Here is a 17331-nt window from a genome sequence, read left to right on the forward strand (position 1 = left end):
CAAGTTTCGGCCGTGTTATTCCGCGGCTGTTGGTGCCAGGTGGCCATGGGATCCGGGCGCCGCGACGACTGGCGAGATGACCTCGCCAGTATGTTTGAGAGGTTTGTTGCCGCTGAGTTTTCGCAAGATCACGTAGAAGACCGGCGTCAGGAAAATGCCGAAAATCGTGACGCCGATCATGCCCGAGAAGACGGCGATGCCCATGGCTTGGCGCATCTCTGCACCAGCGCCGATCGAGGTCACGAGCGGAACGACACCCATGATGAACGCCATCGACGTCATCAGGATCGGCCGGAGACGCAAGCGGCTCGCTTCGATTGCTGCCTGCACCGGATTACGGCCCGCGAGTTCGAGCTCGCGCGCAAACTCGACGATCAAAATGGCATTCTTCGCAGACAACCCGACAAGAACGATCAAACCGATCTGCGTAAAGACGTTGTTGTCGCCATGCGAGAGATACACGCCCGTCATGGCCGCGAGCAGGCCCATCGGCACGATCATGATGATCGAAAGCGGCAGCACGAGACTTTCGTACTGTGCGGCAAGCACGAGGAACACGAGGAAGATCGACAGCGGGAATACCCAAACGCCGGAATTGCCCGCAAGGATCTCCTGGTACGTTAGCTCGGTCCACTCAAAGCCTATGCCCTTCGGCAAGACTTGCGCCGCTATGCGTTCAACCGCTGCCTTCGCTTGTCCCGACGAGTATCCGGGAGCAGCGCCGCCGTTGACGTCGGCCGTCAGGAAGCCGTTGTAGCGCATGGCGCGCTCGGGCCCGGCGACCTGCTTCACGTTGAGCAGCGCCGAAAGCTGGATCATGGCGCCGGTGTTGGAGCGAACCTTCAACAGCCCGATATCTTCGGGACGCGCCCGATACTTGGCATCGGCTTGCACACGAACGGAGTACGTCCGGCCGAATTTATTGAAGTCGTTGACGTAAAGCGATCCGAGATAGATTTGCATCGTCGCGAAAACATCGGTCACGGCGACCCCGAGCTGGCGCGCCTTCGTCCGGTCGATTGCAGCAAAAAGCTGCGGTACGTTCACCTGATACGACGTGAAAATCCCGGCAAGCTCCGGCGCCTTGTAGAGCGCGCCAGTGAAAGCCTGCATCGCATCGCTCAAGGCGTCATAGCCAAGTCCGGCACGGTCCTCGACCTGCAGTTTGAAGCCGCCGATCGTGCCGAGACCCTGAACGGGCGGCGGCGGAAACATCACGATGAATGCGTCTTTGATGCCCGCGAATTGCTGATTGAGGCTCATCGCGATTGCCGGACCGCTGAGTTCCGGCGAGCGCCGTTCTTCGAACGACTTCAAGCCGGCGAAAACGATTCCGGAATTGGAGCTGTTGGTGAAACCATTGATCGACAACCCGGGAAACTGCACCGCGTCCTTGACGCCCGGCGTCTTGAGCATGATGTCGCCCATTTGCCGAATGACCTCTTCGGTGCGATCGAGCGTGGCGCCGTCCGGAAGCTGCGCAAAGCCGACGAGATATTGCTTGTCTTGGCCCGGCACGAAGCCGCCAGGAACAGCCTTGAACATCGCAGCGGCCGCTCCGATCAAGACCAGATAAATGAGAAACGCCGCTGCCTTGTGCGATAGGATGCGTTTGACGCCGCCGCTGTAGGCATTCGATCCCCTGGTGAACGCGCGGTTGAATCCGCGGAAGAACCAGCCGAATGCAAAGTCCATACCCCGCGTCAGCCGATCCTTGGGCGCGTCATGACCTTTCAAGAGAACTGCAGCGAGCGCGGGCGATAGCGTCAGCGAGTTGATCGCCGATATCACCGTCGAAATCGCGATCGTCAGCGCGAACTGCTTGTAAAACTGGCCGGTCAGGCCGGTGATGAGAGCAAGCGGCACGAAGACCGCGACCAGCACCAGCGCGATAGCAATGATCGGGCCGGAAACCTCGCGCATCGCTTGAATGGTCGCCTCGCGCGGAGCTAGGCCGTTTTCAATGTTGCGCTCGACGTTCTCGACGACGACGATCGCGTCGTCGACGACGATGCCGATCGCGAGCACGAGACCGAACAGCGTCAGCGCGTTGATAGAGAATCCGAAAACATGCATCACCGCGAACGTGCCGACGATCGAAACCGGCACCGCGATCAGCGGAATGATCGACGCGCGCCACGTCTGCAGGAAGACGATGACGACGAGCACGACCAGCGCCACGGCTTCGAGAAGCGTGTGAATGACCGCCTCGATCGAAGCACGCACGAACTGCGTCGGATCGTAGACGATGCTGTAATCGACGCCTTCCGGCATGTACTGCTTGAGCTCTGCCATCGTCGCGCGGACGTTGTCCGAGATCTCAATCGCGTTCGATCCGGGAGCCTGGAAGATCGGGATCGCGACCGCCTGCTTGTTGTTGAGCAGAGAACGCAGCGAATAGTCGGCCGCGCCGAGTTCGATGCGCGCGACATCGCGCAAGCGCGTGACCTGATTGTTCGCGCCGGCCTTGACGACGATGTCGCCGAATTCCTCTTCGCTCGCGAGGCGGCCTTGCGCGTTGACGGAGAGCTGGAAATCGAGATTAGGAAGCGAGGGAGACGACCCGACGACGCCGACGGCGGCCTGCACGTTTTCAGCGCGAACCGCGTTGACGATGTCGCTTGCCGAAAGTCCGAGTTCAGCCGCCTTCGCCGGATCAACCCAGACCCGCATCGAATAGTCGCCTGATCCGAAGATCTGCACATCGCCGACGCCGTTGATGCGCGCAAGCCGGTCCTTGACGTTGATCACCGCGTAATTGCGCAGGTACGTCATGTCATAGCGGTCGTTCGGCGACAGCAAGTGCACGACCATCGTCAGGTCAGGTGAACTCTTGACCGTCGTGATGCCGAGTGCGCGCACGTCTTCGGGCAAGCGGGGCTCGGCCTGAGAGACGCGATTCTGAACGAGCTGCTGGGCCTTGTCAGGATCGGTACCGAGCCGGAACGTGACGGTAAGCGTCATCAAACCATCGGTCGTCGCCTGGCTGCTCATGTAGAGCATGCCTTCGACACCGTTGATCTGCTCCTCGATCGGGGTCGCAACCGTTTCGGCGATAACTTTAGGGTTGGCGCCCGGATAGTTCGCCCGCACGACGACCTGCGGCGGCACGACTTCCGGATACTCGGAAATCGGCATCGCAGGCAGTGCCAACAGGCCGCCCAGGAAAATCAGGGTGGAGAGCACGCCCGCGAAAATCGGACGATCGATGAAAAATTTCGAGATATTCATGTCCGGGCTCGCGCTGGTGGCTTCTCGCGTGAAAGTCTATTGCGGCGTGGCGGGCGACGGCTTGTCGGCGGCGGCATGTTCCTCCGGCAATGGCCGCCCGTTCATCGCCACCGGTTCCGGCGTGACTTCATCGCCCGGCCTCACGTGCTGTAGGCCGGCGACGATGATGCGGTCGCCCGCCGCGAGCCCGCTCGTGACGATGCGCAGATCGTCGGCCATCGCGCCGAGTTTCACCTCGCGATAAGCGGACTTGTTATCCTTGCCGACGACGATCACGTACTTTTTGTCTTGATCGGTCCCGATGGCGCGCTCGCTGATCGCAATGATCGGAGCCGTACGCGGTTTTGCCATCCGCACGCGAACGAATTGCCCGGCGATGAGAAGCCCGTCGGTGTTGTCGAACGTCGCGCGGAGCCGCACCGTGCCGCTCGCCACGTCGACCTTATTGTCGATCAGCTGGAGCGTGCCGCGGCGCCACTGGCCCTCATTCGCAGCTGTCGACATCGACACGGGGATTTGCTCGATACGAGCCGTTGCGTTCGCTTCGGGCGAAAGCGTGGCCAACGCGCGGGCAACGACGTTCTCGTCCGCATTGAAGCTCGCGTAAATCGGATTGACCGATACGATCGTCGTCAATACCGGCGCGCTGGAGCCGCCTTCGACGAGGTTGCCGACTGTGATCTCGTGCCGGCCGACGCGCCCCGACACGGGTGCACGCACATCGGTCCACGCGAGATTGAGCTTGGCGGTTTGAAGCGCGGCCTGCGCGCTCTTCAGGTTGGCGACAGCCGCGTCATAAGCGTTCGCGCGGGTATCGAGCTCTCGTTCCGAAAGCGCGTTGCCGATGATCTGGCGTGCGCGAGCGACGTCCGCCTTCGTGAATACGACCTGAGCCTGCGCCGCGCCGACGAGGCCCTCCAGACGCTCGACTTCGGCAGCGTAGGGCGCCGGATCGATCGTCACCAGCGCGTCGCCCGCCTTCACCAGCGAGCCTTCGCGGAAATGGATAGCAACGATCTGGCCCGCAACACGAGGACGAAGGTCGACACGCTCGATCGCTTCGAGCCGGCCGGAGAACTCGTCCCAGGTATCGACCTCATGCGCCTCGACGGTCGCGATGGATACGGGTACCGCTGCATGCTCCTGGGCAAGGGCCGCGCCAGCGTGCGCTGTCACAAGTAGTGCCGCGATTGCTGCCGAAGCCAGCAAACCTCTTGAAGCCAGCAAACCTTTTGAAGATTGGGATGGTGCGTGAAATCTCATGGTCAACCCCTCGGATGTTCGCGGCAAACGCTTGCCGTTTCGCCGGCGATGTCGCTGGCGGGGAGCGTGAAGCGTGTGGTGGAAGTGGAAGTGACAGAGCGGCGAGCCTTTACGCGGCGCCGGCCGCGCTACTCGTCGTTAGGAGAAGTTGTCGAGACTGAGCCCTGGCGGCCATCGGTCGCGCAATGTGTCGAACTGCCCGGGATTTTCCGCAGTGTCTCCTTCGCGCCGCGATTGGTACCCACAAGCAGATACAACAAACGGAACATGGCGCTCGTCGTCCACATCGTCGGAGGATCGGCTCGAAACCCATCCCGCAAATCCCCTGAGGATCGCAGTCGCGCTATTGAAGGAGCTTTTCATCATGCGCTACTTCCCTATATATGTACTGATTGGTACCGATATAGGGTGGTGATCGGGGCTGTCAACTGCTATCTGTATCGATGAGTATGAAAATGTATAGGTGTAAGACGGAAAGAACGAACGCTGGGAGAGAAGCGGTGCAAAAAGGCCGCCCACGGGAATTCGACAAGGAGCAGGTGCTGGACAAGGCCCTCCACGTGTTTTGGGAGCGGGGTTACGAAGGAACGTCGCTCTCCGATTTGACGGAGGCGATGGGCATCAACCGCCCGAGCCTCTATGCGGCATTCGGTAACAAGGAAGAGCTTTTTCGCCTGGCGCTCGATCGCTACGCCGAAAAGGGCCCGGGCGCGGTCCATCGCGAGGCACTCGCCGAGCCGACCGCAAAAGCCGTGGTTGAGCGCCTGTTGAAATCCACGGCGGACGGTCTGACGGACCCGGCCAACCCGCCGGGCTGCCTGGCTGTGCAGGGTGCGCTCTCGTGTGGCGACGCTGCAGAATCGATCAAGAAGGAACTCTGCCAGCGTCGGGCGCAAGCAGAACAGGCGCTTCGCGAGCGTTTCGAGCGCGCCAAGGCCGAAGGTGATCTTCGGCCAGGATCATCCGGTCCCGACAGTCTCGCGCGCTACGTCATGGCCGTAATGCAAGGCATGGCCGTGCAGGCCGCCAGCGGAGCGTCGCGCGCCGATCTCCACGCTGTCGCCGACATGGCGATCAGAGGTCTAGCGGCCGCGGAAAACTAATCCGCGGCACGGGGTTGTCGACACGCGTGCGGTCCTGTAGCTGGCGTCCGCGAACGCTCGGCAACGAGCATGCTCAAGTCGTTCCCGTGAGCGCGATCATCTGGTGGAGATTACATTGCGGAGTTCCTCGATGGCTTACTTGCAAAGCACTGGCGTCGCCAGGAAACTAGGCAGCGGCTTGATCGCGAGAACTCTCGGCCTCTCGTTCGCTTTCTTCGCCCTCATGCAGCTGCCGATCGAAAGTCGCGCTCACGCAGCCGACGCGAAGTCCTGCGACGGCAATGCGGGCCCCACTTTGCCTAAAGGCTTCTGCGCCACGATCTTCGCGGATCACGTCGGCGCACCGCGTCACATGGCCGTCGCGCCCGACGGCACCGTCTACGTCAACAATCGCAACCGCAAACCGTCGCCTGGCGGCTCGCTACTCGCCTTGAAAGACAGCAACGGCGACGGCAACGCCGACATCATCGAACGGTTCGGACCGGCGGACGGCGGCGGAACCGGCATCGCCATCTATAAAAATGGCCTCTTCGTAGACCTGGGCGATAAAATCGTTCGCTACGATCTCGCGCCCGGCGACATTGCACCCAAGGGCAAACCTGAAACAGTCGTGTCCGATATCCCGGTCAACGGGGATCATAAATCCCGGCCATTCTCAATCGATCCGAAGGGCAACCTCTTCGTCGATCTCGGCTCGGCAACGAATTCCTGCCAGCAAGACAATCGCGCGGAAGAATCGCCGGGCATCGATCCCTGCGAAGAACTGAAAACGCACGCTGGAATCTGGCGCTTCGACGCAAACAAAACAGGACAGGTCTTCTCACCCGCCGAGCGGTACGCGACCGGACTTCGCAACGCCGCAGGCATCGACTTCGACGATGCCGGCCGGATCTTCGCGACCCAACACGGCCGCGATCAGCTCTACGAGAACTGGCCGAAGCTGTATTCCTCGAAGCAAGGTACGGATCAGCCGGCTGAAGTCCTCGTCGCGCTTCAACAAGGCGGCGACTATGGCTGGCCCTACTGTTATTACGACGGCATTCAGCAAAAAAACGTTCTCGCGCCCGAGTACGGCGGCGACGGTGGCAAGGCCGTAGGCCGATGCGCAGAAAAGCTTCCGCCCGTCGCTGCATTCCCCGGACATTGGGGACCGAACGATCTCACGATCTACAAAGGGAAGGCGTTTCCGGAAACCTATCGCGGCGGCGCTTTCATCGCCTTTCATGGTTCCTGGAACCGCTCCGAGGGCCCGCAGGAAGGCTACAACATCGTGTTTCAGCCGCTCGAAGGCGGCAAGGCATCAGGCCCTTACAGCATCTTTGCCGACGGTTTCCGCGACGGAGATAAAACAGGAACCGAGCATCGTCCGACAGGACTTGCGGTCGGACCCGATGGCGCGCTTTACGTCAGCGACGACGCGGCTGGCCGTATCTGGCGGATCGCTTACAAGGGGTGACGATACTTTCGACGCATCGGGGGCGCGAGAACATTGGCCGCAAAAGACATCGCGTTTCTGACTGGCGCCTCGGGCTTCGTGGGCACGGCTGTCGCGCGTCGCCTCATCGAGGAAGGAATGTCGGTTCGCGCGCTCGTTCGCCGAACCAGCAATCGCGCGAACCTCTCAGGGCTCGACCTCGAAATCGTTGAAGGCGACATTCGCGACGCCGCCCTGCTGGACAAAGCGGTGAGCGGCGCGCGTTACGTTTTTCRTGTCGCGGCGGACTACCGCCTCTGGGCACCGGACCCGCAAGAAATCATCGCAACGAATACGAACGGCACGCGCGCCGTCATGGCGGCGGCGCGGAAGGCAGGCGTCGAACGCGTCGTTTACACATCCAGCGTCGCGACGCTGAGATTAACCGGTGATGGCTCGCCTTCGGATGAGACCATGCCGCTCGATGAAGCGCATGCGATCGGCGCCTACAAGAAAAGCAAGGTTCTCGCTGAGCGGCTGGTCGAACGGATGATCGCGGAAGAGGCGCTGCCGGCAGTCATCGTTAACCCTTCGACACCGATCGGTCCGCGCGACGTCCGGCCGACGCCGACCGGACGCATCGTCGTCGAGGCAGCGTCGGGCCGAATGCCCGCCTACGTCGATACGGGCCTAAATCTCGTACATGTCGATGATGTCGCGAACGGTCACGTTGCTGCCTTGAAGCGCGGGCGAATTGGTGAGCGTTATATTCTGGGGGGGCAGGACATGACGCTCGGAGAAATGCTCACCGTAATCGCGCGCCTGGCAGGCCGAAGACCACCGTCGATCAAACTCCCGCGCCAACTGATCTACCCAATTGCCTATGGCGCGGAAGCCATGGCCCGCTTCACGGGACGCGAACCCTTCGCGACTGTCGACGGTCTGCGCATGGCCAAATACAAAATGTTTTTTTCGTCCACCAAAGCTGATCGCGAGCTCGGGTACCGCGCGCGTCCCGCCGCTGACGCTCTGGCAGAAGCCTATCGCTGGTTTCGCGACGCGGGGTATCTGAAGTGACCGCGGTCGATCTCGTCGCCGCGATCGGCCTTGTTGCGTGGATCTACCTGCTGCTGCTCAACGGCGGGTTTTGGCTCACCAGCGAGCGCGAAGAGTTCGAGCGCGGAAAATTCTCTGGCCCGGGCAGTTGGCCGCCAGTGACAGCCGTGATTCCCGCGCGCAACGAAGCCGATATGCTTCCTCTGTCTCTCACATCGCTCGTCGCTCAGGACTATCCAGGCGAATTCTCAATCGTGCTTGTCGATGACCAAAGCACCGACGGCACAGCCGAAATTGCGCGAAAGATCGCCGCGAGTTCGACGAGGGAAGTAACCATCATCGACGGCGTGCCGCTTCCTGCCGCTTGGACGGGCAAGGTGTGGGCCATGCATCAGGGGATAGCCGCGGCGACGTCATCGAAGGCGCCCGATTATCTTCTCCTGACGGACGCCGACATCGGATACGCGCCGGAAATGCTGACATCGCTGGTGACGAGTTCGCGCGCGAACGGCCGCGCCATGACATCCGTGATGGCCAAGCTCAAATGCGAAAGCTGGGCCGAGCGAGCGCTTGTCCCAGCCTTCATTTTTTTCTTTCAGATGCTCTATCCGTTTCGGTGGGTAAACAGCAAAACGGCGGCGACCGCGGCCGCAGCGGGCGGCTGCATGTTGGTCGAGCGTGCCGCGCTCGAGCGCGCTGGCGGGATCGCCGCCATCCGCGGCGCGCTCATCGACGATTGTGCTCTCGGAAAACTGTTGAAAAAGCAGGGCCCGATTTGGCTCGGACTTTCAAACGGCGTGACCAGTCTTCGCGTTTATCCTGCGTTTGACGATATTCGCCGGATGGTTGCGCGATCGGCGTATGCCCAACTGTACTATTCGCCCGTGCTGCTGGTCGGAACTGTCATCGGAATGGGCCTTATTTACTTGGCGCCGCTCGCATTTGCCTTGTTTTCGAACTATCCGGCAAACGTGATCGCGGCCGCAACATACACGTTGATGGTTATCGCCTTTCAACCGACGTTGCGCTTTTACAACCGTTCTCCACTTTGGGGCCTTGCGCTACCAGTTATCGCGACGGCCTATGTGGGTTTCACGCTAGATTCGGCGTATCAGCATATGCGCGGTCGTGGAGGTCTCTGGAAGGGCCGGGTTCAGGCCGAAGTAGGAAGGCAATGACGGTCGACGGAAAGTACAAATCCGGCAAGTCGGAGCGTGACGAGAACTTTCCTGTCGCGTCCCGAGTCATTGCCTCGCGTCACCGCGCGCCGATCCTCGCATTCTATCGCTTTGCCCGGGCGGCCGATGATGCAGCCGATCATCCGACCCTCGATGCACAATCGAAACTTTCGATCCTCGATGCGCTCGAAGCGACGCTGCTCGGCCGGTCCGACGCCGCAGTCGACGCACTCGCGCTTCGCGAACAGCTGCGCTTGAGAAATCTCAGCGCGCAACACGCTCTCGATCTTCTCAAGGCCTTTCGCCAGGATGTCACGAAGAACCGTTACGGCACGTGGGACGAGCTTCTCGACTATTGCCGCTATTCGGCAATGCCGGTCGGCCGGTTCGTCCTCGATGTCCACGGCGAACCGAAGTCCACATGGCAGCACTCGGATGCATTGTGCACGGCTTTGCAGATAATCAATCATCTCCAGGATTGCGGTAAGGACTATCGCAACATCGACCGGGTCTACATTCCGCTCGACGATCTTTCTTCCCGCGGGCTCGGCGTTCGCGATCTGGGCGAGCCGAAGGCGTCTCCGGAGCTGCGGGCTTGCCTGCAGTCGTTGGCCGCGAAGACCGAGGCGATGCTTCCCGAAGCGGCGCGGTTGCCCTCAAGCGTCACGGATTTGCGCCTTGCGGTCGAAACGTCGGTAATCGTCGCGCTCGCGCGCAAGATCATTGGCCTCCTGAAGACGCGCGATCCGCTCTCGGAGCCGGTCCACCTTTCAAAACCATACGCTGCGGTGATTGCTGCACGCACGGCCGCTGCCACTATTGCGGGTCGCACTTTCACACGCTCTGCGTTTACGAAGTCGTCAAGGATGATGCCGCATGAGCGCTAATGTCGACACCCTGATCGCTGACGAAACGCCAGCCGCGGCCAGCAGCTCGTTTTACGCGGCGATGCGCGTTCTGCCGCGTGAGCAGCGCGAAGCGATGTATCACGTCTATGCATTTTGCAGGGCAGTTGACGACGTCGCCGATAACGGGGGCTCGAGAGATGTGCGCCTCGCTGACCTTGTGCAATATCGCGACGACATCGAACAGCTCTACGCAACGGGCCACCGCACATCGCGCACGCGTGATCTCGCGGGCCCGATTGCGCAATACGGTCTCCTGAAGGAAGACTTCATCGCCGTCATCGACGGCATGGAAATGGATATCGTTCGCGACCTGCGCGCTCCTGAATGGAAGGTTCTCGACCTTTATTGCGACCGCGCCGCCTCCGCAGTCGGAAGATTGTCGGTACGGATTTTTGGCATGGAGGAAACGCCTGGGATCGAGCTTTCCTACAACCTCGGCCGCGCGCTCCAGCTGACCAATATCCTGCGCGACATCGATGAAGATGCAGCAATGGGCCGGCTTTATCTCCCCAAAGAGGCTTTGCGCGAGTGCGGCCTCGCAGAACTTTCCATCGCCGATGTTCTCGTTGATCCGCGCCTCGATCGCGTGTGCCGCGGCATCGCGGACAAGGCGCGGAAATACTACGAAAGGTCGGAAGCCATCATGGCGCGCTCATCGCGGCGCTCCGTGAGATCGCCGCGCATGATGGCAACGGTCTATCGGGGCATTCTCGAGAAGCTGATCGCACGAGGATGGGGCGCGCCGCGCGTTGATGTGCGCCGTTCGAAGCGCACCGTCCTCTGGGCGGTTCTGCGTGACGGCATTTTTTAAATGAGCGACGGCACTGTTCACATAGTCGGGGCCGGCCTTGCCGGTCTTTCGGCGGCGGTCACGCTTGTCGGCCGAGGACGCAAGGTCGTCGTCCACGAGCTCGCACGCCACGCCGGCGGACGCTGCCGCTCGTATTTCGAGTCAGCCCTCGGACTGACGATCGACAACGGCAACCATCTTCTCCTATCGGGCAACGCGAGCGCGCTCGGCTATCTGAACGCGATCGGCGGCAGGCATCTGCTCGATGATCCGCGGCACGCCGAGTTCGCATTCTGCGATTTCGCATCCGGCGAGCGATGGACGCTGAGGCCGAACGACGGGCCGCTACCGTGGTGGATTTTTTCAGAACGCCGGCGCGTGCCGGGCACGCACGCCCTCGACTACGTTCGCCTTGCAAGTCTGCTCCAAGCGAAAAACAGCGATACGATTGCTCAACGAGTGGATACCGGTTCGTTGGTCTTCGCTCGTCTCATGAATCCGGTGTTGGTCGCGGCTCTGAACTGCGATCCGTCGGAAGGCTCGGCAAAGCTCGCCGCCACGATCATCCGCGAAACGCTCGGACGTGGCGGCAAAGCCTGCCGCCCGTTGTTCGCAGCCAACGGACTGGGACCGGCTCTGGTCGATCCCGCCCTTCAGTTTCTCGGAAAGCGCGGGGCCGAAGTCCGGTTTGACCATCCGTTGAGGGCGATTGAATTCTCGGACGGGCGTGCCCGCATGCTGCAATTCGCGGACGGCGCCGTCGAACTGAACAGCACCGACGATGTCATCCTCGCCGTGCCTGGATGGGTTGCGCGCACCCTGATACCGGATTTGGTCGCGCCGAACGAATACCGTTCAATCTTGAACGCTCATTTTGCTGTCGCGCCCCCGGCCGGACTTCCGAAGATCACGGGCGTCGTCAACGCGACGACGGAATGGTTGTTCGCATTCGCCAACCGGCTGTCCGTCACCGTCAGCGCCGCGGATCGTTTCAATGAGGCCGAGAGAGAACCTCTTGCACGCCAGATCTGGGCCGAGGTTGCGAAAATTGCGGGCCTCGAAATGGAACTTCCGCGCTGGCAGATCGTGAAGGAGCGGCGTGCAACTTTCGCCGCAACGCCCGGACAGAATGCCCTGCGGCCGAAAGCGCAAACACGTTGGAAAAACGTGCTTCTCGCGGGTGATTGGACAGACACCGGTCTTCCGGCAACGATTGAAGGCGCGATAAGGTCGGGGGAAGGGGCCGCAAAACTAGCGGCATCGGCGCACTTCTGATAGGACGCTCGAACTTCTGGGAGAGCCTCTATGAATTTCGACTCTGCGACGCATTCCGCTCGCCTGCCGTCCGATAGCGCGATGCGCGAGATCTCGACGCCTGACATCGAAAACGCGATCACCGCCGCCAAAAAGGCGCTGCTGGCGCTGCAGCGGGACGACGGTCATTTCGTTTTCGAACTCGAGGCGGACGCGACGATCCCCGCAGAATACGTTTTGATGCGCCACTATCTTGCCGAGCCAGTAGACGCCGCTCTCGAAGCCAAGATCGCCAACTATCTCCGCCGCATCCAGTCCGAGAATGGCGGCTGGCCGCTGTTTCATGATGGCGCGTCGAATATCAGCGCGAGCGTGAAAGCCTACTATGCGCTGAAGATGATCGGCGTCGGCACCGAAGAGCCTTACATGAAGAAGGCGCGCGGTTGGATCCTCTCCCAGGGCGGCGCCTCTCACGCCAATGTTTTCACGCGCAACCTGCTCGCGCTTTTCGGAGCCATTCCCTGGACCGGCGTCCCTGTGATGCCCGTGGAGATCATGGTGCTGCCGCGATGGTTCCCGTTCCATCTCGACAAGATCTCCTACTGGGCACGCACCGTTGTGGTGCCGCTGACGGTGCTGAACGCCTTGAAGCCGAGGGCGCGGAATCCGAAAGCTGTCGGCATCTCCGAGCTATTCACGATCCCGCCGGAGGACGTCAAAGTCTGGCCGAAAGGCCCGCATCAGAAATCGCCGTGGTCGGAAATCTTCGGCGCAATAGATCGCGTGCTCCGCTTCTTCGAGCCGTATTTTCCAAAGTCGCTACGCAAGCGCTCCATCGACAAGGCCGTGGCGTTCGTGGACGAGCGGCTGAATGGCGAAGATGGCTTGGGCGCGATCTTCCCCGCGATGGTCAATTCCTTGCTGGTCTATGACGCGCTGGGATATTCCCAGGATCATCCCAATTACCTCACCGCGCGCGGCTCGATCGAAAAGCTGCTGATGATCAAGGATGACGAGGCCTACTGTCAGCCATGCCTGTCGCCTGTCTGGGACACGGCGCTTTCGTCTCACGCACTTATGGAAGTTGGCGACCCGCAGGCCGAGGCTGCGGCGGCGCGCGCACTCGAATGGCTGAAGCCGTTGCAGGTGCTCGACACTGTCGGCGATTGGGCGGCGAGCCGTCCGGGCATTCGTCCAGGCGGCTGGGCGTTCCAGTACGCAAATCCTCACTATCCCGATACCGACGACACGGCCGTGGTCGTGATGGCGATGGACCGCGCCCAGGGCCGCTTAGAGCCAAACGGGGAAGCTTATCGCGAGTCGATCGCGCGCGGCCGCGAGTGGATCGAAGGCATGCAGAGCAAGAACGGCGGCTGGGGCGCCTTCGACGCCGACAACAACTACGAATACCTCAACCAGATTCCGTTTTCCGATCACGGCGCGCTGCTCGACCCGCCGACTGCCGACGTCGCCGCGCGCTGCGTTTCAATGTTGGCACAACTCGGCGAACGCCGTGGCCAAAGCTACGTTCTCGATAACGCGGTCGCCTACCTCGAGCGGACGCAGGAAAAAGACGGCAGCTGGTACGGCCGGTGGGGAATGAACTACATCTATGGCACGTGGTCGGTGTTGTGCGCGCTCAACGCCGCTGGCGTCGACCCGGCATCGAGCGTCGTCCGCAAAGCTGTCGCCTGGCTTCTTGCGATCCAGAACAGCGACGGCGGCTGGGGCGAGGACGGCGAAAGCTATCGCCTCGATTACAAGGGCTACAACCCGGCACCGAGCACCGCCTCGCAAACGTCATGGGCGCTCATGGGGCTGATGGCGGCCGGTGAAGTCGATCATCCCGCCGTCCAGAAAGGCATCGCCTACCTCGCCGCGACCCAAGGCTCGGACGGCTTCTGGGACGAGAAGCGCTTTACGGCGACCGGCTTCCCCCGCGTCTTCTATCTTCGCTACCACGGCTACCCGAAATTCTTCCCGATGTGGGCTTTGGCGCGCTATCGCAATCTAAAAGCCTCAAATACCCGATCAGTTATGGTTGGAATGTGAGAGGATAAGCTAAGCTGAGGGGACAATCTGGGGGATGATGTGAGGGGATGAGGGGGGTCGTCGTCGCAGCAACAGGGCTGAGGGCCGAAGCTCGGGTCGCGCAACGATCTGGGTTCGTGAAAGCTTTGGCCGGCGGCGGCGATGAGCAGCGCCTCGCATCGCTGATCGAGCGGTCCATCGCCAATGGCGGCATCCGCGGTCTCATCAGTTTCGGGATCGCAGGCGGCCTAAGGCCGGGCCTGGCGTCCGGAACGATTGTCGTCGGCACGTCCGTCGTCAGCGGCGGGACGCCCTACATGGCGGACGAACGCTGGAGCGATCGTCTCTTCGAAGCGGTGCCGAACGCAGAATCCGGAGCAATCGTCGGAGCGAAAGCGGTCATCTCCGAACCGGGCGACAAGCAGAAGCTCTACATGGCGACCGGCGCCTTCGCGGCCGATATGGAAAGCCACATCGTTGCGCGCCTCGCCGCCGAGCATCAATTGCCGTTCGCGGTTCTCCGCGTGATCGCCGATACATCGAAGCAGCGGCTTCCGCCGGCAGCCGTCAACGGCCTGAAGCCGGATGGGACGCCGGACATTGCCGCCGTCCTCAAGTCATTGATGGTTAGGCCGGGCCAGCTTCCGAGCCTGCTGCTGACCGCCAACGCAACGCGCCGGGCGATGCGCGGATTATTCCGCTGCTACCGGCTTCTTGGCCCTGGCCTCGGCTTCGCTGATCTCCGTTAGCTTGTTCTCGACGTGCCGTGAGAACACGAACTCGGCCGGACGCTGCTTGTCGAGCGGAATTTCAGGCGCCATCGGACCGTCCGTCTTGACGCCTCTCAGCGCGACGGCCGCGATCTTCCAAGGCTTCTTCACCGCATCCATAACGGCTGTCGCTTCGAAGCCCGAGTGCACCATGCAATCCGCGCACTTCTCGTAATTGCCCGTGCCGTACTTGTCCCAGTCGGTGCTTTCCATCAGCTCCTTGAAGGTCTTCGTATAACCTTCGCCGAGCAGATAGCAGGGCTTCTGCCAGCCGAACACGGTGCGCGTGGGGTTGCCCCACGGCGTGCACTGATAGGTCTGGTTGCCCGCGAGGAAGTCGAGGAACAGGGCCGACTGGAAGAACGGCCATGCGCGTCCGCCACGACCGCGCTTGAGGATGTCGCGGAAAAGCTGCTTCGTCTTCGTGCGGTTGAGGAAGTGCTGCTGATCCGGCGCGCGCTCGTAGGCATAGCCTGGCGAAATGGTGATGCCGCCGATGCCGATCTTGTTCATCTCGTCGAGGAAGTTTGCAACCTGCTCGGGCTGAGCGTCGCTAAACAGCGTCGTGTTGATGTTGACGCGGAAGCCCTTGGCCTTGGCGACCTTGATCGCTTCGATTGCCCGGTCGTAGACGCCCTTCTGGCAAACCGACCTGTCGTGCATCTCCTTGTCGCCATCGAGATGAATCGACCAGTTGAAGCGGCTGTGCGGCTTGTAAAGATCGATCTTCTTTTCGAGCAGCAGCGCGTTGGTGCAGACGGTGACGAACTTGCCCTTTTTGAGCGCGCCTTCGACGATCTCCGGCAGCTCCTTGTGGAGCAGCGGCTCGCCGCCGGCCAGCACGACGACCGGCGCTCCGCATTCGTCCATCGAATGCAGCGCGTCAGCGACCGAGATGCGCTGGTTGAGGATCTTGTCGGGATAGTCGATCTTTCCGCAGCCCGCGCAGGCGAGATTGCAGCGGAAGAGCGGCTCGAGCATCAGCACGAGCGGATAGCGTTTGCGCCCCATGAGGTGCTGTCTGATGACGTAGGCACCTACCGACAAAGCTTGGTTTAATGGAATTCCCACCCGACAGGGCTCCTTCTTGCGGTGCTCGAACCAGCATTATTCCCGATCATGATGCCTCGAGCAATTCAGGCGGCAGGCGGAATGTTATTTTCTCTTCGACGCCATCGAGGATTTCGATCTCGATCGGTGAGACCCTTCCGATGGCGGCGATGACGTCTTCGACAAGCACATCAGGCGCCGAAGCACCTGCTGTTACGCCAACTAGGTTTACTCCGGCAAGCCATACCGGGTCGACCTCGCCCCCGTCTGCGACGAGATAGCTTGGAATACCGCATTCGGCGCCGATTTCACGTAGTCTGTTCGAGTTCGAGCTATTGCTCGCTCCAACGACCAGAAGAACCTCGACGAAGCGGCACAGGTCGCGAACGGCCGTTTGCCGGTTTTGCGTCGCGTAGCAGATGTCGCGTGTTTCCGGCCCAATTACGTCGGTGAAACGTTCTTTCACCGCCTCGATGGTCGCTCGGGTGTCATCCACGCTCAACGTCGTCTGAGTGATGTAGGCGACGGGCGTATCGTCCGGAATATCGAGTTTCGCCACGTCATCGCGGTTTTCGACAAGGTAAACAGGCCCGGAAATGCGCCCGAGCGTCCCTTCGATCTCCGGGTGACCGGCATGTCCGATCAGAATCACGCTCCGACCGAGCGATGAATATCGCTGGCCTTGCTTGTGGACCTTGGACACGAGAGGGCACGTCGCGTCGACGACCGTGAGGCTGCGCGTTTTCGCGTCGGCTTCGACGGCGCGCGACACGCCGTGAGCGCTGAAGATCGTGAGCGCGCCATTCGGGACTTCCGCGAGATCTTCGACGAAGCGGGCGCCCTTGGCTTTGAGGTCGTTGACGACATGACGGTTGTGAACGATTTCGTGGCGCACATACACAGGCCCGTTTCGTTGGGCGAGCGAGCGTTCGACGATGTCGATTGCTCGAACCACGCCCGCGCAAAAACCCCGGGGCTGCGCCAAAATCACTTTCATGCAGAAACCCCCGTTCTGCGAATGCGCAATATTCCGCGCAGTCAAAGACCTAATGGATCAACGCATCCCGTTAATGACGTTCGGCGCGTCGGTCATGGTCGTCCACGACTTTATGCGCTAGTTCAATCGATAGGCAGCCGAGGCAACGTCGCGCCGTTCATGCTGTTGAAGTGTCGTGTCTCAAAAGCAACACACAGAAAGATGTCATCTGTTCATGCGCTCGACAGGTTCGACATCGTAGGTGCCTGTTGAGAGAAAACGATCCCTCCCCCCCGGGGTACCATGA

The 17331-nt window shown here is 61.1% G+C and carries 13 protein-coding genes; 9 read left to right on the forward strand and 4 right to left on the reverse strand.

Annotated features, from left to right (window positions below):
• Window positions 1-15: 15 nt before the first annotated feature.
• Both AC1DK3_RS02965 and AC1DK3_RS02970 read right to left on the reverse strand, forming a co-directional pair.
• Window positions 16-3231, reverse strand: coding sequence for an efflux RND transporter permease subunit (locus AC1DK3_RS02965; protein ID WP_477190802.1), 3216 nt, complete (start codon window positions 3229-3231; stop codon window positions 16-18).
• A 36-nt stretch (window positions 3232-3267) separates the two neighbouring features.
• Complete coding sequence (locus AC1DK3_RS02970; RefSeq protein ID WP_477190803.1) at window positions 3268-4494, reverse strand: efflux RND transporter periplasmic adaptor subunit; 1227 nt, start codon at window positions 4492-4494, stop codon at window positions 3268-3270.
• Between the two features lie 500 nt (window positions 4495-4994).
• On the opposite strand from AC1DK3_RS02970, the gene AC1DK3_RS02975 reads away from it, so the two are divergent.
• From AC1DK3_RS02975 to AC1DK3_RS03015, 9 genes are all read left to right on the forward strand, one after another.
• The gene (locus AC1DK3_RS02975) at window positions 4995-5597 is read left to right on the forward strand and encodes a TetR/AcrR family transcriptional regulator (RefSeq protein ID WP_477190804.1); all 603 of its coding nucleotides are present in this window, start codon (window positions 4995-4997) and stop codon (window positions 5595-5597) included.
• Between the two features lie 130 nt (window positions 5598-5727).
• The gene (locus tag AC1DK3_RS02980) at window positions 5728-7053 is read left to right on the forward strand and encodes a PQQ-dependent sugar dehydrogenase (RefSeq protein WP_477190805.1); all 1326 of its coding nucleotides are present in this window, start codon (window positions 5728-5730) and stop codon (window positions 7051-7053) included.
• A gap of 33 nt (window positions 7054-7086) precedes the next feature.
• Window positions 7087-8088 (forward strand): hopanoid-associated sugar epimerase, encoded by a 1002-nt coding sequence (gene hpnA, locus AC1DK3_RS02985; protein ID WP_477190806.1) that lies wholly within the window; start codon window positions 7087-7089, stop codon window positions 8086-8088.
• Window positions 8085-9245: a glycosyltransferase gene (locus AC1DK3_RS02990; RefSeq protein ID WP_477190807.1), complete on the forward strand. Its 1161-nt coding sequence runs from the start codon at window positions 8085-8087 to the stop codon at window positions 9243-9245. Before hpnA ends, AC1DK3_RS02990 begins: the two co-directional genes overlap by 4 nt.
• Complete coding sequence (gene hpnC, locus AC1DK3_RS02995) at window positions 9242-10132, forward strand: squalene synthase HpnC (RefSeq protein WP_477190808.1); 891 nt, start codon at window positions 9242-9244, stop codon at window positions 10130-10132. Before AC1DK3_RS02990 ends, hpnC begins: the two co-directional genes overlap by 4 nt.
• Window positions 10122-10964 carry a presqualene diphosphate synthase HpnD gene (gene hpnD / locus AC1DK3_RS03000; RefSeq protein ID WP_477190809.1) on the forward strand — a complete coding sequence of 281 codons (843 nt, stop codon included), beginning with the start codon at window positions 10122-10124 and terminating at the stop codon, window positions 10962-10964. Before hpnC ends, hpnD begins: the two co-directional genes overlap by 11 nt.
• Window positions 10965-12218 (forward strand): hydroxysqualene dehydroxylase HpnE, encoded by a 1254-nt coding sequence (gene hpnE, locus AC1DK3_RS03005; protein ID WP_477190810.1) that lies wholly within the window; start codon window positions 10965-10967, stop codon window positions 12216-12218. It abuts the gene before it with no gap.
• 81 nt (window positions 12219-12299) lie between these two features.
• Window positions 12300-14249, forward strand: coding sequence for a squalene--hopene cyclase (shc, locus tag AC1DK3_RS03010; protein WP_477192854.1), 1950 nt, complete (start codon window positions 12300-12302; stop codon window positions 14247-14249).
• Between the two features lie 47 nt (window positions 14250-14296).
• Window positions 14297-14977: a phosphorylase family protein gene (locus AC1DK3_RS03015; RefSeq protein ID WP_092868006.1), complete on the forward strand. Its 681-nt coding sequence runs from the start codon at window positions 14297-14299 to the stop codon at window positions 14975-14977.
• On the opposite strand, the gene hpnH is transcribed toward AC1DK3_RS03015, so the two are convergent.
• Both hpnH and ispH read right to left on the reverse strand, forming a co-directional pair.
• Entirely contained in the window at window positions 14921-16069 is a 1149-nt protein-coding gene (gene hpnH / locus AC1DK3_RS03020; RefSeq protein ID WP_477190811.1) for an adenosyl-hopene transferase HpnH, read from the reverse strand. The two genes, AC1DK3_RS03015 and hpnH, sit on opposite strands and share 57 nt — an antisense overlap.
• 46 nt (window positions 16070-16115) lie before the next feature.
• Complete coding sequence (gene ispH, locus AC1DK3_RS03025; RefSeq protein ID WP_477190812.1) at window positions 16116-17045, reverse strand: 4-hydroxy-3-methylbut-2-enyl diphosphate reductase; 930 nt, start codon at window positions 17043-17045, stop codon at window positions 16116-16118.
• Between the last annotated feature and the right edge of the window lie 286 nt (window positions 17046-17331).

Source organism: Hyphomicrobium sp. 01T421 (genome assembly GCF_056398805.1).